This is a genomic window from Flavobacterium sp. CG_9.10, from assembly GCF_015752245.1.
GTDB lineage: Bacteria > Bacteroidota > Bacteroidia > Flavobacteriales > Flavobacteriaceae > Flavobacterium.
The window spans coordinates 120165-140922 of sequence record NZ_JADOVD010000001.1 but is presented as its reverse complement, the minus strand read 5'-3'; the positions used below and the strand labels follow the sequence as shown (position 1 = coordinate 140922).

Genomic DNA, 20758 nt, shown 5'->3' with positions numbered 1-20758 from the left:
TTAGTCCACTTTCACATTACCTTGTGATGTCCCAGTTCCTCCGATAATATCTAATTTCATATTGCCTTGTGAAGTCCCAGTTCCTCCAACAATATCTACTTTCACATTGCCTTGTGAAGTCCCAGTTCCTCCAATGATATTTACATTAGCATCACCATTTATAATATTATCTGTTTTTGACGTGGTAAATGAAGTTAAGATCATTACTAAAGAGAATAATCCGATTGTTACGATTGATTTTTTCATGATTTGAGTTTTTTATGTTTTTATATGATTTTACTTTTTTTAGGATTCCTTTAGCAAGAAATTCTTTAGTAAAACTACATAGGTATTCTTAATTTTTCCTACAAAAAAAAAGGTTTATGGTAGAATGTACTCAAATGATAGTGGATGAATATCAAACTAGGGTAGATGACTATTTTTTAAATTTCAAGATAATTTCCATTATTGAATTCGGAGATAATAAGATCAATATTAGACTTATAGGATTTAGAAAAAGGAAGTTTAACTGTCGTGTTTTTAATATAACATACTGTATTGCCGGTATGGATTCTGGAAATGTAATTTCGGTTTACGATATAACTGTTATGGATTCTAATAAAAGGAGCGGACAGAATCCCTTCAAAATGTTTCAATGTTTTGAAAGCCGTAATCATTTCACCATTATTCAGATGAATGTCAGTTGAATTATTATCTGCTTGAAGATAACAAATATCTTTGGCATCAATATATCTATAATCACCGTAGGATTTCACACATAGGATTAATGGCTTTTCCTCACTTGTAGGTTTCTGCTGTGGTAAATTAGTAGGTATTTCATCTAGTATAATTGATTGCTCTGTTGTTGTTTGAGATTGAATCTCAGATTTATTCAATTTCAGAATCAATTTTATAAAGTCGATTTTCATCAATGGCTTTAGCAGATAATCTGTTACTCCATATTGTATTGCTTCGAAAGCTAAATCTTTCTTACTAGTCGTAATAATGATTTTTGGAATTACTTGTAAATACCTATGTAATTCATTGATAAGATTTAGCGATAAATTGCTCTCTTTTTTGGCTGAGTCAATTTCGAGAAAAATTAAATCCGGCTGATGTTCTAATATAAGATTAAGTCCAGCTGTATAATTATTTGCTTCTGCCACAAAGATAAGCTCCGAAAAGCCATCAGCAACGGCTTTCGTATTCAAAACACTTTCTTGATTATCGTCAATAATAATGTACGAATAATTCATCAATTGTTTTTCCTGATATGATTAGGCATTTTATCGAAGGTCCAAAGTAAAATATACTTCAAATTATTAAATTAATATGAGTAGTTTGGGTAAATCAATTAAGCGAAAAAAGAAACTTTTTACCTCAATATTCTTGTTTAACTTTCTAAAAATAAGCATTTAACCATTTTTCAATAGGTCTTGTTAATATGTTTTAAACAAATGTTAATACATTAGGATGAAGTGCAAATAAATCCGATAAAATACATAAATTCCTGTTGTAAAAGAAACTCCGAATTAAATACATTTCGTATTTCGGGATTAAAAAATATTTTTTTTGTTAAACTAAAAAAAGCTTTCCAAAACGGAAAGCTTTTCTACTATAAACTAAAATGTAATTACATTTTCATTAACCAGTTTTTCATCGAAACTTCATTCTCAATGATTGATTTCAAATCGGCGATTTTTACACGATCTTGTTTCATCGTATCTCTATGACGAATCGTTACCGTTTGGTCCTCTATCGTTTGATGATCGACCGTGATACAAAAGGGTGTTCCCAGCGCATCTTGTCTTCTATAACGTCTTCCTACAGCATCTTTTTCATCATAGGCTACATTGAAATCCCACCTCAAATCATCTACGATTTTATGTGCAATTTCAGGTAATCCATCTTTTTTTACTAATGGTAAAATAGCTGCTTTTGTTGGAGCTAATACAGAAGGTAATTTCAATACTGTTCTTGTAGATCCGTCTTCCAATGTTTCTTCTTTTAATGAAGTTGCAAAAACAGCCAAGAACATTCTGTCCAATCCTACTGAAGTTTCCACCACATAAGGAACATAATTCTGATTCAATTCCCCATCAAAATATTGTAATTTTCTACCTGAAAACTGTTCGTGTGCTTTCAAATCAAAATCAGTACGAGAGTGAATTCCTTCCAATTCTTTAAATCCAAATGGAAAATTAAATTCAATATCTGCCGCTGCATTTGCATAATGCGCTAATTTTTCATGATCGTGAAAACGGTAATTTTCCTTTCCTAAACCTAGAGACAAATGCCAGTTCAACCTAGCCGCTTTCCAATGTTCGTACCATTTCATTTCATCGCCTGGACGTACAAAGAATTGCATTTCCATTTGTTCAAATTCACGCATACGAAATATAAATTGTCTTGCCACAATCTCGTTTCTAAAGGCTTTTCCGGTTTGAGCAATTCCAAAAGGAACTTTCATTCGACCTGATTTTTGTACATTTAAGAAATTCACAAAAATACCTTGAGCAGTTTCTGGTCGTAAATATAAATCCATTGCTGAATCTGCTGACGCTCCTAATTTTGTACCAAACATCAAGTTAAATTGACGCACTTCGGTCCAGTTTCTAGAACCGGTTTCTGGGTCGGCAATTTCCAGTTCTTCGATTAATGCTTTTACATCTTCAAGATCTTCGTTACCAAGCGAACGAGCCATTCTTTCTAGAATTTCTCTTTCTTTAGCTTTATACTCAACAACTCTGGCATTTGTAGTTACAAATTCCTGTTCGTTGAACGCATCACCAAAACGAGTTCTTGCTTTTTCTATTTCTTTGATTGCTTTTTGATTTAGCTTTTCGGCATAATCTTCAATCAAAACATCGGCTCTATATCTTTTTTTTGAATCTTTGTTGTCAATCAATGGATCGTTGAATGCATCTACGTGGCCTGATGCTTTCCAAGTCGTTGGGTGCATCAATATTGACGCGTCAAGTCCTACGATATTATCGTTCATTTGAACCATCGCCTTCCACCAATATTCGCGAATGTTCTTTTTTAATTCCACTCCATTTTGTGCATAATCGTACACTGCACTTAAACCATCGTATATTTCGCTAGACGGAAAAATAAATCCGTACTCTTTTGCATGCGAAATTACATTCTTAAATAAATCTTCTTGTTTTGCCATAATACTGCAAAAATATAAAAAGTGAACTTAAAAAAAGAAAATAATTGACTAATGAAGCATTGATTTCGCTATTTTTATAAATAAATCACTTTTCTTATGTTCAAAAGCATTCTAAATTTATTTTTTCCAACGGTTTGTTCCGGATGTAATTCGTTTTTGTTGACCAATGAAAATGTGATTTGTACGGTTTGCAGACATGATATTCCGTTGACGAACCATCATTTGAATCCAGAAAATGAAGCTTTCAAGAAGTTTTATGGAAGAATTCCTGTGCTTCATACCTCAGCATTATTTTATTTTCATAAAAAAGGAATTGTCCAAGAGCTAATCCATAATTTAAAATACAAAGGACATGAGGAAATAGGAACAATTATGGGTGAATGGTATGCCGAAGATTTAAAAACAATACAATTATTACAAAGCGTAGATGAAATTATTCCCGTACCCTTACATCCAAAAAAACTAAAAGAAAGAGGTTACAATCAAGTAACCGCTTTCGGAACTGCGCTTTCCGCTAGTTTAAATTTAGATTACAATAAGTCTCTTCTGATTCGGAATGTGTATTCAAAAACCCAATCCAAGAAAACCCTTTTAGGAAGAACGGAAGGAATCGAAACTATTTTTGATGTTTCCTTTACAGATAAAAATCACAACAAACATTTCCTTTTAATCGATGATGTCATCACCACCGGAGCCACGCTTGAAGCATGCGCCCGTGCTTTGCTAAAAATTCCGGGAGCAAAAATCAGCATTGTTTGTATGGCAATGGCTCAATCATAATGTGGAAATTTCGATTGTGAAACTGTATTTAAAACAGAACGGCAATTTAAAACACTGTCATTTTTAGCCCTGATTACTTCACGTAACTTTTATTCTCATAGGTGTTCAGTGAATTTCGTTTGAAGTGGAAATCCTTTCTAGTCCTGAACTTGTTTCAAGATCCTGAAATAAGTTCAGGACTAGAAAGATTGCATTGGAAAGCAGGAAGATGCTCCTAAAAACAAACCTTTTATCATTACATATTGTATTAAAAAGAGCACACTATCAATTAATTTAATGAAATTATAACGAAATAGAATTTCCGTTTCCAAAGTTTAATGTCTAAATTTGAATAAATATTATTATAAATTAATTTAAAACAAACATATTATGGCTTTTGAATTACCACAATTACCTTATGCGTATGACGCATTAGAACCTTATATTGATGCGCGCACGATGGAAATTCATCACACGAAACATCATAACGCTTACATTACTAATGTTAATGCAGCAATTGCCGGAACAGATATGGAAGGCAAGACCATTGAAAATATCTTGATTAATCTTGATATGAAAAACATGCCTGTTCGTAATAATGGCGGTGGATTTTACAATCACAGCTTATTTTGGACTGTAATGACACCAAACGGCGGTGGATTGCCAACTGGGGATTTACTAGCTGCAATTGAAGCTGCTTTTGGAACTTTTGAAGAGTTTAAAGCAAGTTTCAGTAAAGCTGGAGCAACTCAATTTGGTTCTGGTTGGGCTTGGCTTTGTGTTCACAAAGGAGGAAAAGTAGATGTTTGCGGTACTCCTAACCAAGACAATCCATTAATGCCAGGTGTAGGTTGTGGCGGAACTCCAATTTTAGGAATGGATGTTTGGGAACATGCTTATTACTTGCATTATCAAAACAGAAGACCTGACTACATTGAAGCTTTTTTCAATGTTATTAACTGGACTGAAGTAGCTAGACGATTTGCTTTAGAGAAATAAGCCACCTAACTCCGAAAGGGGGAATTAGCATATTAGCCTAAAGAAAAAATATTAGTCTTTTTTCTCTCCTATTGTACTTTAATAAAAAAACCGTCAATTTCAAAATTAGAAATTGACGGTTTTTTTATATTTTAGATTTTTTGCAATAAAAAAGGTGGAATTTCTCCCACCCTTTTTGCCCCAAATCTACCATAAACTTAACCTACTAATGTTGTATGGTGGAGTAAATTTAGGGTAGTAATATGTTCTATACAAATAAATTAGATGAATAACCTATAAAAACGTTTAATTGCTGAAATACAACTGTTTATCAGTAAGCTCTGACATCTTTTCCTTCATAAAAATTCATAAAAGCACGATTCACTACTCGGTTACCACCCGGTGTAGGATAGTCGCCTGTAAAATACCAATCCCCTAAGTTTTTGGGACAAGCTATATGCAAATCTTCAACGGTTTGGAAAATTATTTTAACTTCTGCATTTATTTCTGGAGAGCTCAACATTTCAGCAATTTTATCTGAAACTTCCTGTGGCTCAAAAGGCTCATAAATTGCAGTAACGTAATTTACCACTTCATGGTCTTTATAGTTTTCCTGAGCTTTGCATTTTAAATACACTTCATCAACGATATGATATAAGTTTCTTTCTTTAAGTAATTCTAATGCTGCCTTAAATGCAACTAAACCTTCTAGTTTAGCCATGTCAATTCCATAACAATCGGGATAGCGTATTTGCGGTGCCGATGAAACGATTACTATTCTTTTTGGATTCAAACGATCCATCATTTTAATAATACTCATTTTAAGGGTAGTTCCACGTACAATACTATCGTCGATAATCACCAAGTTATCAGTTGGTTTTATCACACCATAAGTAACATCATATACGTGAGCCACTAAATCATCGCGACTGCTATCTTCTGTAATAAACGTTCTCAGTTTTGCATCTTTAATCGCAACTTTCTCCGTACGGATTTTTACGGACAGTAATTCTTGTAAAGAATCCTTAGTCAATGAATTCCTGTTTTCAAGAATGTAATTATTCTTTCTTTGGTTCAAGAAATCCTGAGCTGCTTCAACCAATCCGTAGAACGAGGTTTCGGCAGTATTTGGAATATAAGAAAACACTGTATTGTCCGTATCTTCGTCAATTGACTTTAATACAGCCGGTAAAATAAGTCTTCCTAATGTTTTTCTTTCCTGATATATTTCGGCATCACTTCCTCTGGAAAAATAAATACGTTCAAATGAACATGCTTTTTTAACCGTTGGAGGAAGAATTTCCTGCATGGAGACCTTTCCGTTTTTCTTGATAATTAACGCATTTCCAGGCTCAATTTCATGTACTTCTTCAAAAGGAACATTGAATACGGTTTGTATAACTGGTCTTTCAGAAGCCACTACAACAATTTCATCATCTTGATAAAAATAAGCGGGGCGTATTCCTGCTGGATCTCTAAACACAAAGGAGTCGCCATGACCCAAAAGTCCCGCCATAGCATAACCTCCATCTAAATTTTTTGAAGCACGGGTCAAAATTTTCGCCACATCTAATCGCTCTGCAATTATTGGTGACGCTTCTCTTTTGGTCAATCCTTCATTTTTACATTCTTGGTACAAATCAGTTACTGCGTCGTCAAGAAAGTGACCAATTTTTTCCATTACGGTAACAGTATCTGCCATTTCTTTTGGATGCTGTCCTAATTCCACTAAACTTTGAAAAAGTTCTTTTACATTAGTCATGTTAAAGTTACCCGCCAAAATCAGGTTACGGTGCATCCAGTTGTTCTGACGTAAAAAAGGATGAACACTTTCAATACTGTTTTTACCAAAAGTCCCGTAACGAACATGTCCCAAAAACAATTCTCCGATGTAAGGGATATTTTCTTTTTGAAGTGCCACATCATCTGCATATTCAGGATGAGCAGCCATTTCTTCATTTATTCTGTCATTTATTTGTGCAAAAACATCTTGAATAGGTTGCGCATGATTCGAACGCACTCTACTTATATAACGTTCTCCAGGCTCCATGTCTAATTTAATGCTGGCGAAACCTGCACCATCTTGTCCACGATTGTGTTGCTTTTCCATAAGGAGATACATTTTTTGTATTCCGTAGAAAGCAGTTCCGTATTTTTCTTTGTAAAATTCAAGCGGTTTGAGTAGTCTAACTAATGCTATTCCACATTCGTGTTGTAAAGCGTCGCTCATTGTAAAGTTGTTTGTGTTGTTGTGTTATTCTAAAAAAAAATTAATTTAACTTATTTATATTGGTAACAATAATTAAACCAGTTGCAATTACTTGCTGTTTTTTAAACAAAAAAACCCCGTTTCCGAGGTTTTCATACATTATAATTCTATATCAAATTGTGTTAGCGATTTGAATTGTTGTAATCTTGACAACACTTCTTTTTTATCTAAATCAACCATTCTTTCGGTTCCAAATTTCTCGACACAAAACGAAGCTAAATTAGATCCGTGTATTATTGCATTTTTCATGTTTTCGAATGAAACGTTTTCACTCTGTGTAATAAATCCTGCAAATCCTCCCGCAAAAGTGTCTCCTGCACCTGTTGGATCAAAAACTTCTTCCAATGGCAATGCCGGAGCAAAGAATACTTCTTTGTTATGAAACAAAAGCGCACCGTGTTCTCCTTTTTTGATTACCACGTATTTTGGTCCCATGGTTTGAATTTTAGCAGCTGCTTTAACTAATGAATATTCACCCGAAAGTTGTCTCGCTTCTTCATCATTGATGGTGATTACATCTACGCGTTTTATTACTTCCAATAATTCTGGTAAAGCACAATCCATCCAAAAATTCATAGTGTCCAATACTACTAATTTTGGTTGTTTTGCCATTTGATCCAAAACACTGCTTTGAACTAACGGATGTAAGTTCCCTAGCATCACTACATCAGCATCTTGAAAATTTTGAGGTACTTTTGGTTGGAAATCAGCCAAAACATTTAATTGTGTATCTAAAGTGTCTCTTGAATTTAAATCATTATGATAACGACCGCTCCAGAAGAAAGTTTTTCCTCCTTTTACTGTTTCAAGACCTGAAATATCAATATTTCTATCGGTTAATAAATCTAAATATTCTTGAGGAAAGTCATCGCCAATGACAGAAACTATAGCAGATTGTAAATTAAAAAAAGAAGCGGATAAACCGATGTAAGTCGCTGCTCCACCTAAAATTTTATCAGTTTTTCCAAATGGAGTTTCAATGGCGTCGAAAGCTACGGTTCCAACAATCAATAATTTATTCATACGTACGCAATATTTGCTTTTTAAAGGAATATGGAATTCGCATATTAAATTCGGTAATTAAATCGAATTTACGTTATGCTCATTTCATTTTATCTGTTTCGAATTAAGGCGCAAAGATAGTTTATAAGTTATATAATTGCAAAGACTATCAATCGTAAAGTTTTGCCAATTTATATGCCTGAAAATTCGCAACTTACAGTAACTTTTCTACTTCTTTTTCATAAAATTCATCGACTGAAAGTTGCTTTTGCATCGAAGCCATAACCGCTAATTCGTCACACCTTTCATTTTGAATGTGATTGTTATGTCCTTTTATCCATTTAAAGTCAACTTTCTGTTTTCTATATACCACAAGAAACCGCTTCCACAAATCTGGATTTTTTTTCCCTACAAAACCCTTTTTTTCCCAACCGAAAACCCATTTCTTCACCACAGAATCCACCACATATTTAGAATCAGATATCACTAAAACGTTGGTATTTGGATTTTTTAATTTTTCCAAACCTACAATGACACCAAGTAATTCCATCCTGTTATTAGTGGTATGACGAAACCCTTCATAAAATTCTTTTCGGTATGGTTTTCCAACCCATTCCATAACAACGCCGTAACCACCCTTACCGGGATTTCCTTTGGCAGCGCCATCTGTATATATATGTACGTCGTGTGAATTCAAAATTAAGGCTTAGGTGTTAGTAGTTTTTCAATTATTTGAGGAAAATGTTCTTGTTCTAATTCGTGAATCTTTTCAGCTATTTGCTCGGGCGTTTCATCTCCATTCAAAACAATCTTATTTTGAAAAATAATATTCCCTTCGTCGTAATTTTCATTTACAAAATGAATCGTAATGCCGGTTTCTTTTTCCTTGTTTTCAACAATTGTTCTATGGATATTCATCCCATACATTCCTTTGCCTCCGTATTTAGGCAATAGCGCCGGATGTATGTTTATTATTTTATCCGGGTAAGCTTCAATAATATTGTGTGGGAATTTTAACAAAAAACCAGCTAAAACAATTAGATCAGGACGGAATGTGTTAATTTTTTGTAATATTTTACTTTCAATTAAATCATCTTTGGAGAAAACCACTACTGGAACTTGATAGTTTTTGGCTCTTTCAATTACTTTGGCATCCGACCGGTTTGTGAATACGGCGACAACGTTTCCAATTTTCGTTTCAGCAAAATATTTAATAATATTTTCAGCATTAGTCCCCGATCCAGAAGCAAAAACGACAATTTTTTTCATAACCCAGCAGATTTATATTACGCAAAAAAAGGAATAAAAAATGAAATTAAATAACATTCAGAACTCTTTGTCAAATATATTTTATAAATTAGTTGTCACATTTATTAACTTAATCGTTGTTTTAAAATAAAGTTTTTTATTTTTGCCAACAAATTAAATTCTAAAATTAAAGATTATGTCAGACATTGCATCAAGAGTAAAAGCGATTATCGTAGACAAATTAGGTGTTGACGAAAACGAAGTTGTAACAGAAGCAAGCTTCACTAATGATTTAGGAGCTGACTCATTAGACACTGTTGAGCTTATTATGGAATTCGAAAAAGAATTTGACATTCAAATTCCAGACGATCAAGCAGAAAACATCGCTACTGTAGGTCAAGCAATCTCTTACATCGAGGAAGCTAAAAAATAATAAATCGCACCCGTTTGCAATCCTGCAGGCGGGTGTTATTATTTTTTTTTAAATTAAAAATTGAGATTGTATTTCAATCAAAAGATATTTATTGTAATACCCATGGCTCTTTTGTAATTCTAATACGACAGAAAAAGCATGGGTTTTATTTGTTTCAAAATAACAAAATAAAGAAGTTATGGTATTAAGACGAGTTGTTGTTACAGGTTTAGGCGCACTTACACCTATTGGAAATAACATTCAAGAATATTGGAATGGGCTTATGAATGGTGTTAGTGGAGCAGCACCTATAACTTACTTTGATGCTTCCAAATTCAAAACTCAATTTGCTTGCGAATTGAAAAACTTTAATGCTGAAGATTTTCTAGATAGAAAAGAAGCCCGAAAAATGGACCGCTATGCGCAATATGCCATGGTTGCGTCTGAGGAAGCAGTGCTGGATGCTGGTTTCAATTTTGAAAAATTAGACAAAGACAGAATTGGTGTTATCTGGGGATCAGGAATTGGTGGACTGGAAACATTTCAAATCGAAATGATAAACTATTCAGCGGGTGATGGTACTCCAAAATTCAATCCTTTCTTTATTCCAAAAATGATTTCGGATATAGCCTGTGGTCATATATCAATAAAATATGGTTTTAGAGGACCAAACTTCGCAACGGTTTCGGCTTGCGCTTCCTCAACCAATGCAATTATCGATGCTTTCAATTATATCCGTTTAGGACATGCTGATGCTATGGTAACAGGTGGCTCTGAAGCTGCAGTAACGATTGCAGGAATGGGAGGTTTTAATGCGATGCATGCTTTATCTACAAGAAACGATGATCCTAAAACGGCTTCAAGACCGATGGATAAAGATCGCGACGGATTCGTTTTAGGTGAAGGCGCCGGAGCTTTAATCCTTGAAGAATACGAACATGCTATAGCACGTGGAGCAAAAATATATTGCGAAATAGGCGGTGGAGGTATGTCTGCAGATGCATATCATATCACTGCGCCACATCCAGAAGGATTAGGTGCAAAAAATGTAATGTTAAACTGTTTAAGAGACGCAGGTTTAAACGCAACCGATGTTGACGGTGTAAATATGCACGGTACATCGACTCCTCTTGGAGACATGGCTGAATCCAAAGCAATATTACATGTTTTTGGCGAGCATGCATATACCATGAATTTAAATTCAACTAAATCCATGACTGGTCATCTACTTGGTGCAGCAGGAGCGATTGAAACCATATCTTCAATACTTTCATTGAAATACGGTATCGTTCCCCCAACCATAAATCATTTTACAGATGATGAAAATATCGATTCTAAACTAAACTTTACTTTCAATGTTCCTCAAAAAAGAGACATGAAGGTTGTAATGAGTAATACTTTCGGTTTCGGAGGTCATAATGCTTGTGTTTTAGTTAAAAAATTAGAAATCTAATTTAGATGCGTATAATTAAAAAAATATTTTCAAAATCCCGTTCTCTAGAAGACGGGATTTTTTTTGATTCTATCCAAAAAATATTGGGTTTTGCCCCTTTAAATTTAGATTATTACAAAAAGGCATTCACCCATCGTTCTTCTAATCGTTTGGATGTTTTAGGAAATCCAATCAATTACGAACGGTTAGAATTTTTAGGCGATGCCATGCTAAGCTCGGTAATTGCTGCACATCTATTCAGCAAAGCACCTGCGGGAGACGAAGGCTATTTGACTAAAATGCGTTCAAAAATTGTAAGCCGAGAACACCTGAATGAACTAGGTAAGGATTTAAATTTAGTCCAATATATAGAAAGCAAAGTGCCACTTCAGCATTTTGGCGAAAACATACACGGAAATATATTTGAATCATTAGTGGGAGCAATTTATCTAGATAGAGGCTATGTTTATTGCGAAAAATTTATCCAAAAAAGAGTTGTTGTTCCGTACGTTGACATCGCCAGACTGGAAGGCAAAGTTATCAGCTATAAAAGTTTAGTTATAGAATGGTGTCAAAAAGAAAAAAAGGTATTTCATTATGATATTTTTGAAGATAACGCAATCGATGGACAACGTTTGTTTGGTGTAAAACTGAGCATTGATGATAAAGTAATTGCAAAAGCCAGAGCCACTTCTAAAAAGAAAGCAGAAGAAAAAGCATCCCAACGTGCCTATTTTGCATTCCAGGAAAAGATGGACAGAAAATAATATCAATTTTCTTAAAACTACAACGTTTTCGTTTATAAATTAACGCAAACATCTCATTTGAAGAGGATAAAACATCAATAGAAATACTATATTTACATCATATTTTGCACGAAATGGGTATTCACAAACTGGATCTTGGCGAATTTGACGAAATAGATTATTATCTTATTGCTATTCACACTTCATTAGAAGACTATCGTTTGGCTTATTTTATTAATCAAAATCTTCCGATTAATCTAAGCAAAAGCGCGAATGAAATTCAAATTAATATAAATGAAGGGGAAACAAATTTCTCTAGATTTTATTATTTTGATGTTGAAAATGCTATATCCTGGAATTTGATTCAAAATAAAAGTGAAGTCATCCAACAGAAAAAAGGAAATAATCAGAATCTATTTTCAAATATAACCATGGAAGTGGCGACAAAGGTTTTTTTACTTCCTGAGTTTAAAAAGGTGGATTATTTCTTAAAGATAGAAAATACCGAAGATATTATAGACATATCCAAAATACAAACTATACTAAACAAAATTGATAGTATTTCGGCCATTTATACAGTTGAAACAAGTCAAATAAAATCAAAAAACAATTTAATTTTTTAATACAAATGCTTACAAACAAAAAAACGAAAATTGTAGCCACACTTGGGCCTGCATGTAGTACCAGAGAGATTATTAAAGAAATGATTGAAGCAGGTGTAAACGTGTTCAGAGTAAATTTTTCTCATGCTGACTACGAAGATGTAAAAGAAAAAATTAACCTTATACGAGGTTTAAATGAAGAGTTTGGTTACACTACTGCAATTCTTGGAGATTTACAAGGTCCGAAACTTCGCGTAGGAGTTATGGAAGAAGGCGTAGTCGTTCACGATGGTGATTTAATTACATTTACTACTGCCGAAGATATTATAGGAACTGCCAAAAAGGTTTTTATGAAGTATAAAGAATTTCCAAATGATGTTAATCCTGGGGAAAGAATCTTACTTGATGATGGAAAACTTATTTTTGAAATTGTTGAAACGGACAAGAAAACAGAAGTTGTTGCCCGAGTAATTCAAGGTGGTGAATTAAAATCCAAAAAAGGAGTTAATCTTCCTAACACAAAAATATCTTTACCTGCAATGACAGAAAAAGATATTGCAGATGCTATTTTTGCAATTGGTCAAAATGTAGATTGGATTGCTCTTTCATTTGTGAAAACTCCAGAGGATTTGCAACAATTACAAGAATTAATAGCCAAACATTCTGACTATAAAATTCCAATTATCGCCAAAATCGAAATGCCAGAAGCATTAGAAAACATCGATAAAATCGTTGCTTATTGTGATGGTTTGATGGTAGCTCGTGGAGATTTAGGTGTTGAACTTCCAGCTCACGAAGTGCCTCTAGTTCAAAAGGAATTGATTCGCAGAGCAAAAACCGCTAGAATTCCGGTAATTGTAGCTACGCAAATGATGGAAACAATGATTACCAGCTTGACGCCAACACGTGCCGAGGTAAATGATGTCGCTAATTCAGTAATGGATGGTGCAGATGCTGTAATGCTATCTGGCGAAACGGCAACAGGTAATTATCCTGTTCAAGTAATCCAAAAAATGACTCAAATCATTGAAGCTGTAGAGGATTCACCGTTAATTCGTGTTCCACAAAATACACCACAGATAAAAACAAAACGTTTTATTACAAAGACTATTTGTCATCATGCTGCAATAATGGCAAATTCCATACAAGCAAAAGCGATTTGTACATTGACCAATAGTGGATACACTGCATTTCAAATCTCAGCTTGGAGACCAAACGCACATATATTAGTTTTTACTTCGAATAAAAGAATCCTTACACAACTTAATTTATTATGGGGCGTAAAATCATTCTTCTACGAAAAAAATGTAAGTACGGACGATACCGTAATTGACATCAATGAAATTGTTAAAGTAAAAGGCTTCGTGAAAAAAGGCGATTTCTTAATCAACTTAGCAGCAATGCCTATTAAAGATAAAGGAATGGTAAACACCTTAAGAGTTTCTGAAATAGAATAGTAAAACTATCGAATCATTATTTAGAATCCGTCTCGTTGAAAATATGAGACGGATTTTTTTTTGCAAAATATATTTTTATGAATCAATTTATTTCTGATTTTTTTCGAAAAAAATTAAGATATAATAAACATTCATCTGTAAAATAAAATTTATATTTGATGCATAAAAATCTTATCCACTATGAGTTTAAATTCGAAAAATCCATTTTTAAACAATAAGTCTTTTTCATCCACCGCAGTATCCAGAAAAGACGAAGTTCACAATGCCACTATCATTGATTACAATCAAGAAATGACTTTGGCAGGGACAATCAATAAAACCATTATCCTGTTTTTACTTCTTACCGCCTCAGCAATGGTGATTTGGTGGATGGCTTTTAATGGCCTGAATCCAATAGTACCTGCAATAGGAGGCGCAGTTGTAGGTCTAATTTTGGTTCTTATCGCGGCTTTCAAGCCACAATATTCCCCTTATTTAGCTCCAGGTTACGCATTATTTGAAGGATTGTTCATTGGCGGTGTTTCTGCCATATTTGAAGCCCGATATCCCGGAATTGTAATACAGGCAGTAGGTGCGACTTTTGTAACTTTTATGGTATGTCTGGGTTTGTATAAATATAAAATTGTAAAGGTAACGGAGCAATTTAAATCGGTTGTGATGGCAGCGACACTTGCTATCGCCACCTATTATTTGATTTCTTGGCTGTTTTCCATGTTCACGAGCTTTGTACCGGTACATTATGGTAATTCGTTAATGAGTATCGGTATCAGTATTTTTGTTATTGTAATTGCCGCTTTAAATCTGTTTTTGGATTTTGACCGAATCGAAAAAGGAACGGAACAAAAAATGCCAAAATACATGGAATGGTATGGCGCAATGGGCTTGATGATCACCTTAGTGTGGTTGTATATTGAGTTTTTACGATTACTATCTAAACTGAATAGCAAAAACTAATTATAGTTTTAATATAAAATACTAAAAAACCTTTCTTGACAGAAAGGTTTTTTTTATGCCGCTTTCTCAAAAGCAATGTAATGGCTTAATTTTCCTTTCAAATCAAATATCGGAAAGCCCTTTATCAAGCAATAATAAATCTCACCACTTTTCTTATAATTTAACACCGTTTTTTCAAATGGCTCTTGTAGTTGAATTGCGTCATTTATTTCACTCGAAATCTGTCTGTCAGTCGCTTTGCCTTGAAACATTTTAGGACTATTACCCAAAACTTCGGCAGCTAAATAACCGTTCATTTTCACCATGTTATTTGATGCAAAAACAATTTTCAGTTTAGCATCCGTAACTATGATCACTTCCTCTTCCAGTCTAGTTTTTAGATCCCAATCCTGAAGACTCCACTTACTTTGCGTAGCAATTTCTCTTAATTTATACAAATCTAAAAACGAGTCCCTTAATTCATTTAAAAATTCATAATGAAAATTTAAAGAAAAAACGGGAAGTGTTTTTATGCGTAAATCACTATGATACTTTACTATAGCGTCATCATATTGTTTTAAATTACTCATGATTAATTGATTATATAATCAAATGTAAAAAAAATTATGAAGATATAATTCTAATTACACCGTTTTAACCATTGTTGAACGAGCCTTTACCTACTTAAAAATCAAATTTCAACTGAACTACTAGGAATTTTTTCTCTTCGGTATTTAAATTACTCAGTGAAATTCCAAGTAATCGCACGGAATCTTTCATTCGTTCCTGATATAATAATTCTTTTATAATTTCTAAAATTATTCCTTTATCAGATATAAAATAGGGTACCGTTTTACTTCTGGTTTGTTGGGTAAAATCGCTGTATTTTATTTTTAATGTAACTGTTTTTCCGGCAACATTGTGCTTCTTCAATCGTCTTTCTAGTGCATTTGCAATGATTTCCAACTTTTCCAACATGAAGATTTCAGAGGAAAGATTGACATCAAAAGTATGTTCGGCCGCTACTGATTTTGTAATTCGGTTTGATTTTACCTCACTATTATGAATCCCTCGTACCACATTAAAGTAGAAATTTCCTGATTTTCCAAAATGTTTCTCCAGAAAATCCAAAGTCTTACTTTTTAGATCCACACCAGTGAAAATTCCTAACTGGTACATTTTTTCTGTGGTGACTTTTCCTACACCATAAAACTTCCGAATGGGTAATTCTTCAAGAAAAGAAATTACTTCATCAGGATTAACTGTTTTTTGACCATTAGGCTTGTTATAATCACTGGCTATTTTTGCAACAAACTTATTAATTGATATTCCTGCCGAAGCCGTTAAACCTACTTCATTGAATATGCGTAATCGGATTTCTTCTGCCAATAAAGATGCACTAGGATTCCCTTTCTTGTTTTTGGTCACGTCAAGATACGCTTCATCAAGGGAAAGCGGCTCTACCAAATCGGTGTACTCATGAAAAATTTTTTGAATCTTAGCTGAAATTTCTTTATACCTTTCAAATCTTGGTGTGACAAAGATGAGCTCGGGGCAGTTCTTTTTGGCCATGACTCCACTTATAGCACTTCGAACACCAAATTTTCTGGCTTCATAGCTTGCCGCAGCCACTACACCTCGGTTTTCAGAACCACCTACTGCAACGGGTTTGCCTCTCAATAACGGATTATCCATTTGCTCTACCGAGGCGTAGAAAGCATCCATATCGATGTGTATGATTTTCCTATTTGGATTTGAAGCTTCCATCCTATACTTATTGCATGAGTAGTCTCTTTATAAAATAATTTACAAAGGACTTAAAATTATTCTTTTACTTCTGAACTCAAATAGTTTTCAACTATTACTGATTTATTTTTTTTCTCTGTAGGAAAAAAGAAACTAATAGGCCTTGATTTAAAATGATTCCAAATCGAGGCAACAATAAATTTTACTTCGAATAATGAAATAGCCCTCGAACGGAAAGCTAGTCCCAATGACAGACTAAAACTAACCATAAAATTGACCAAACCTATAATCCCGATTCCAAATATACCCCAGAATAACATAGAATTACTAACCGCATAATTTGCTCCATACAAACCTAAAGCTAAATTTCCACTGGCAAAAGTAATATGTCTAATATCAAGATTTAGACCTAAAAACAGGCCAATCGAACCAATACTCCCCATAAAAATACCAAACCAGAAATTAGCTATAATTCCCGCCCACCTTTTTTCATACAGTTTTGCTAATTTCAACGTACGTACTTTTCCTAAACTCCTTTTCAGTCCAGGATGTTCCGCAATACGAAAATAAACCTGATTGTGTTTGTCTCTATTGGCAACACTTCCTGAAATGATACCGGATAAGAATAGAAACACCCCGGCAATAGCTGAGTGAAGAATCGCTAACGAATGAATGGGACTTAAATCAGTGAGTAAACTCTCCCATTTTGTTGCAGCAATATTATAATCCAAAGTATAATCAATCAGCCAAATTCCTAACAAAGAAATAGGAAAAGCCATAATTACATTTCCTACAAACGCTATAAACTGAGACCGAAAAACACGTGCAAAAAGAATAGCAAAGGCTTCGTACTTTTCAGAATCCCTACCTTGTTTAATTAACCCTTCTTCCAGTGCTTTTATTAAGGCAGAAGCAGTCATGGCTGGTTGCTTAGTTGCCAAAGTAAAACCAAAAAGGTAAATGGCAATAAATCCAAAGGCATAATTCATACTATAAAAAAAAGCATGACCAAAGTAACTCGCTTCCACTTTAGAGAGCAATACCTTAATAACACATAATATTCCCACTATAAGCCCACCGCCCAAAGCCGTACGGAACATTTTAAAATACTCGCTTCGGGTTTCTGTAATATAATGTTCTCCTGTTTTTGCGGTATGTTGCGTTATTTCATAGGAAATAAGCTGGGTACTTTCGGCAATAAATTTTCGAACATTATTTTTATAACAATTGTACTTGATTAATTGTAAAGCCAATGCGATTCCGTTTGTTTTTTTATCATTCTCTTTTTCAATAATTAATAGCGGAATTAAATATTTTAGTCTAATTAATTGCTGCCTGATTTTTAATAAATTCTGGTTCACCCGAAGTGAAATTCCGTATTTAGAACTATTATGGAATGCTTTATCAACGAATTCTTCGCATTGTTTATGTAAAACCAATAGTTGTGCATAGGACAAATCATCTCGTTTTATATAATGCTGTTCCGAAGATCGAATCTTTTCTTCCATTAGCAGTAATTCTCTTTCAAATGCTCCAAAGGGACTTTCAAAATCGTCAAATTCAGGCACCATTTTAAGCACATCGGTTTCCATGGCACGACCACTAATGCGTTGTGTAATCAATGACATTGCCACCAATAATTCCGACAAACTTGAATTGGGTTCTGTAGTTTCGTAAATTGATTTAAATTCTAAAAGAACATATAATTCTTCTAACTGACTGGACTGTATTGTATTAATCCAAAGCGAATCATTAGATTTATAAAAAACCTGGTTTAGGATGTATTCTAGAGTATTTTTCTGCGGCTGATACGGCAGGAATTTCGCGAAAATTCTTTTTTTAACTTCAAAAATAAAATCTACATCTTGCAATATAGCAGCATCAGAAAGGATTTTATTAAACTTTTTATCTTGTAAAATTTCTTTAATGTAAATAGAAAACTGCTTACGGCAAAAATCATTTTCTTTTAAAAAAGAAATAATTTCTTTCAAGTTAATGGTTTGTATTTTTTTGATTTTTGACGGCCTAATGAGTCGAATCAATCTAACTAAGACTTCTAAATCATCTTCCTTTTTAAGCCAAGATTGACTTTCGTCAAAAGAAGAAGCTATTAATCCTATTGGAGTTATTTTGGATCTTACTTTTAAAAATAATTTCATTATGATATGGTCGATTTTTGTAAAAATACGATTTGACCTATCATTATTCACTAACTAAATCATAAAAGTTGTTACCAATGCTAGGATTAGAAAATAATATAAAAAAAAACAGAGCATCATTCTGATAAAAATCAAGACGATAACGCTATCCTGTAAAGCAATTTGAATAATATAACTAATCATCGTACAAATATTTTATACCTTTGAGTTACATTAAAAAACAGCATTCATAATCAGCTTAATCTTGGATAAGTACAAAAAAACGGCGCCACTTTTTTATAATTGAAACTGAAAGAGAATAAAACACAATACCATCAATAGCATTCCCCATAAAAATGATAGAAATAGAAAAGAAATTCTTGGTTTTAAACGACTCTTTTAAGGCAGCAGCTTTTGCTCAAAATCGTATTGCACAAGGATATTTAAGTTCAGTTCCGGAACGTACGGTAAGAGTACGCATAAAAGGAAATAAAGGCTATTTGACCATAAAAGGAATTTCAAACGATACGGGAATGTCTCGTTTTGAATGGGAAAAAGAAATTCCAATTGATGAAGCTCAAAAACTACTGCTTTTATGCGAAAAAGGAATCATCGACAAAACTCGATTTGAAGTGAAAATAGGGAATCACATTTTTGAAGTAGATGAGTTTTATGGCGAGAACGAGGGTTTAATTATCGCTGAAATCGAACTTACTTCTGAAACTGAAACTTTCGAAAAACCCAATTGGCTAGCTAAAGAAGTGACAAATGACAAACGTTATTATAATGCTTACCTAAGCAACCATCCTTACAAAAATTGGTAATTTAATTATTCAATACTGCAATAGTTACCTGCATTGCGCCATCGTCACGACGAGATGCAATATCCTTAAATGCTCTTTTTGACAAATCAATTTCCCTAGACTTAACAAATGGGCCTCTATCTGTAATTTCAACAATTACTGATTTACCATTAGCTTCATTAGTCACTTTCACTTTTGTTCCAAAGGGTAATTTTTTGTGGGCTGCAGTGTATTTATTGTTGTCGAATTTTCTTCCGCTTGTGGTTCTTCTTCCATTAAATTTATCAGCATAATAAGAAGCATGAGCATCGGTTTTATAAACTTTGAATTTCCCCACTACGACCATAATCGTATCTGAAATAACTTCTTTGTTTCCAAACACCGTTTTGCTTTTCTTAAGAGTGTCCTTTTGAACAACAGATTTTTGTTTATCTTTTTTTGAACTTTGACTGCTACCTAACCCAATAATTGCAAGCAAAAAAAATAATGTAATTAATTTCTTCATGTATTCTTCTTTTAGTTAATCTATTTTACAAAAACCATACCTAGATAGAAAAAGCTCTATTTCTAGAGCTTTAACGGGTTTTTAAAACCACATAGACCATGGAATTCTACTCAATATAAGTAGCAATCCTAAACCATAAAAAATAGAAAATGTTTTAAATTTTGATTCGCTTGTCATTAATTTTTTATGTTTAGACCAACCTATGGTGATCAAAGTAATTCCTATAATGTTTATTAATGGATGTTCTAATGAAGTCAATCGCAAGGCTTTATCTGACATTTGTCCGAATGAAGCAAAACCTAATGGAGAAACAAAATATAGAATAAAACCAATCAATAGCTGAGTATGTATTCCTATTAAAGCAAACAAGGCAATTTTTCTATCTTTTGCTGTAAATTCCTTTTTAGAAGACATCCCAATAAATGAATTAACAACCGCAACCACCAATAATAAAAGTGCTAAATAAGCCCAACCAGAATGAAATTTTTGAATAAAATCGTACATAAATAAAGTTTTTGTTTTAACAAATATAAGAAAAAAAGGCATAAAAAAAACCACGCTTTTAAGGCGTGGT

At 33.5% G+C, this 20758-nt stretch carries 21 protein-coding genes; 9 read left to right on the top strand and 12 right to left on the bottom strand.

Annotated elements, in window-relative coordinates; all coding sequences use genetic code 11:
* The 3 genes from IWX84_RS00610 to IWX84_RS00600 form a co-directional block, all read right to left on the bottom strand.
* Positions 1–246, bottom strand: coding sequence for a hypothetical protein (locus tag IWX84_RS00610; RefSeq protein ID WP_196848794.1), 246 nt, complete (start codon positions 244–246; stop codon positions 1–3).
* Positions 247–422: 176 nt separating this feature from the next.
* A complete protein-coding gene (locus IWX84_RS00605) occupies positions 423–1235 on the bottom strand; it encodes a LytR/AlgR family response regulator transcription factor (RefSeq protein ID WP_196848793.1) in 813 nt (270 codons plus the stop codon).
* Positions 1236–1612: 377 nt separating this feature from the next.
* Positions 1613–3154 carry a glycine--tRNA ligase gene (locus tag IWX84_RS00600; protein WP_196848792.1) on the bottom strand — a complete coding sequence of 514 codons (1542 nt, stop codon included), beginning with the start codon at positions 3152–3154 and terminating at the stop codon, positions 1613–1615.
* Between the two features lie 96 nt (positions 3155–3250).
* Here IWX84_RS00600 and IWX84_RS00595 point away from each other — a divergent pair, with 96 nt between their 5' ends.
* Together IWX84_RS00595 and IWX84_RS00590 are read left to right on the top strand one after the other, a co-directional pair.
* Positions 3251–3934 (top strand): ComF family protein, encoded by a 684-nt coding sequence (locus tag IWX84_RS00595; protein ID WP_196848791.1) that lies wholly within the window; start codon positions 3251–3253, stop codon positions 3932–3934.
* Positions 3935–4303: 369 nt separating this feature from the next.
* Complete coding sequence (locus IWX84_RS00590) at positions 4304–4912, top strand: superoxide dismutase (protein WP_209549509.1); 609 nt, start codon at positions 4304–4306, stop codon at positions 4910–4912.
* 310 nt (positions 4913–5222) lie between these two features.
* Here IWX84_RS00590 and IWX84_RS00585 read toward each other — a convergent pair whose 3' ends face one another.
* The 4 genes from IWX84_RS00585 to purN all read right to left on the bottom strand — a co-directional run bounded on the left by IWX84_RS00585 (position 5223) and on the right by purN (position 9431).
* Positions 5223–7121, bottom strand: a complete 1899-nt coding sequence (locus IWX84_RS00585; protein ID WP_196848790.1) for an amidophosphoribosyltransferase — start codon at positions 7119–7121, stop codon at positions 5223–5225.
* Positions 7122–7259: 138 nt separating this feature from the next.
* Positions 7260–8183: a PfkB family carbohydrate kinase gene (locus IWX84_RS00580; protein WP_196848789.1), complete on the bottom strand. Its 924-nt coding sequence runs from the start codon at positions 8181–8183 to the stop codon at positions 7260–7262.
* Between the two features lie 193 nt (positions 8184–8376).
* On the bottom strand, positions 8377–8859 hold the full coding sequence (locus IWX84_RS00575) for a ribonuclease HI (RefSeq protein WP_196848788.1): 483 nt from the start codon (positions 8857–8859) through the stop codon (positions 8377–8379).
* Between the two features lie 2 nt (positions 8860–8861).
* Positions 8862–9431 (bottom strand): phosphoribosylglycinamide formyltransferase, encoded by a 570-nt coding sequence (purN, locus tag IWX84_RS00570; RefSeq protein ID WP_196848787.1) that lies wholly within the window; start codon positions 9429–9431, stop codon positions 8862–8864.
* 175 nt (positions 9432–9606) lie between these two features.
* On the opposite strand from purN, the gene IWX84_RS00565 reads away from it, so the two are divergent.
* The 6 genes from IWX84_RS00565 to IWX84_RS00540 all read left to right on the top strand — a co-directional run bounded on the left by IWX84_RS00565 (position 9607) and on the right by IWX84_RS00540 (position 15013).
* A complete protein-coding gene (locus tag IWX84_RS00565; protein ID WP_007137004.1) occupies positions 9607–9843 on the top strand; it encodes an acyl carrier protein in 237 nt (78 codons plus the stop codon).
* A gap of 178 nt (positions 9844–10021) precedes the next feature.
* Positions 10022–11275 carry a beta-ketoacyl-ACP synthase II gene (gene fabF / locus IWX84_RS00560; RefSeq protein ID WP_196848786.1) on the top strand — a complete coding sequence of 418 codons (1254 nt, stop codon included), beginning with the start codon at positions 10022–10024 and terminating at the stop codon, positions 11273–11275.
* 5 nt (positions 11276–11280) lie between these two features.
* A complete protein-coding gene (locus IWX84_RS00555) occupies positions 11281–12021 on the top strand; it encodes a ribonuclease III family protein (RefSeq protein WP_196848785.1) in 741 nt (246 codons plus the stop codon).
* A 113-nt stretch (positions 12022–12134) separates the two neighbouring features.
* Positions 12135–12623 carry an IPExxxVDY family protein gene (locus IWX84_RS00550; RefSeq protein ID WP_196848784.1) on the top strand — a complete coding sequence of 163 codons (489 nt, stop codon included), beginning with the start codon at positions 12135–12137 and terminating at the stop codon, positions 12621–12623.
* A gap of 5 nt (positions 12624–12628) precedes the next feature.
* Positions 12629–14059 (top strand): pyruvate kinase, encoded by a 1431-nt coding sequence (gene pyk / locus IWX84_RS00545; RefSeq protein WP_196848783.1) that lies wholly within the window; start codon positions 12629–12631, stop codon positions 14057–14059.
* Between the two features lie 180 nt (positions 14060–14239).
* Positions 14240–15013 carry a Bax inhibitor-1/YccA family protein gene (locus IWX84_RS00540; RefSeq protein ID WP_196848782.1) on the top strand — a complete coding sequence of 258 codons (774 nt, stop codon included), beginning with the start codon at positions 14240–14242 and terminating at the stop codon, positions 15011–15013.
* A gap of 53 nt (positions 15014–15066) precedes the next feature.
* Here the strand turns inward: IWX84_RS00540 and IWX84_RS00535 are convergent, their stop codons facing one another.
* The 3 genes from IWX84_RS00535 to IWX84_RS00525 all read right to left on the bottom strand — a co-directional run bounded on the left by IWX84_RS00535 (position 15067) and on the right by IWX84_RS00525 (position 18897).
* Positions 15067–15582 (bottom strand): PAS domain-containing protein, encoded by a 516-nt coding sequence (locus IWX84_RS00535; protein WP_196848781.1) that lies wholly within the window; start codon positions 15580–15582, stop codon positions 15067–15069.
* 94 nt (positions 15583–15676) lie between these two features.
* Complete coding sequence (gene dinB / locus IWX84_RS00530) at positions 15677–16759, bottom strand: DNA polymerase IV (protein WP_196848780.1); 1083 nt, start codon at positions 16757–16759, stop codon at positions 15677–15679.
* A gap of 56 nt (positions 16760–16815) precedes the next feature.
* The gene (locus IWX84_RS00525; RefSeq protein WP_196848779.1) at positions 16816–18897 is read right to left on the bottom strand and encodes a recombinase; all 2082 of its coding nucleotides are present in this window, start codon (positions 18895–18897) and stop codon (positions 16816–16818) included.
* A gap of 335 nt (positions 18898–19232) precedes the next feature.
* On the opposite strand from IWX84_RS00525, the gene IWX84_RS00520 reads away from it, so the two are divergent.
* Positions 19233–19700, top strand: a complete 468-nt coding sequence (locus tag IWX84_RS00520; RefSeq protein WP_196848778.1) for a CYTH domain-containing protein — start codon at positions 19233–19235, stop codon at positions 19698–19700.
* Position 19701: 1 nt separating this feature from the next.
* Here the strand turns inward: IWX84_RS00520 and IWX84_RS00515 are convergent, their stop codons facing one another.
* Together IWX84_RS00515 and IWX84_RS00510 are read right to left on the bottom strand one after the other, a co-directional pair.
* Positions 19702–20184 carry a septal ring lytic transglycosylase RlpA family protein gene (locus tag IWX84_RS00515; protein WP_196848777.1) on the bottom strand — a complete coding sequence of 161 codons (483 nt, stop codon included), beginning with the start codon at positions 20182–20184 and terminating at the stop codon, positions 19702–19704.
* An 81-nt stretch (positions 20185–20265) separates the two neighbouring features.
* Complete coding sequence (locus IWX84_RS00510; protein ID WP_196848776.1) at positions 20266–20688, bottom strand: hypothetical protein; 423 nt, start codon at positions 20686–20688, stop codon at positions 20266–20268.
* Positions 20689–20758: the final 70 nt, after the last annotated feature.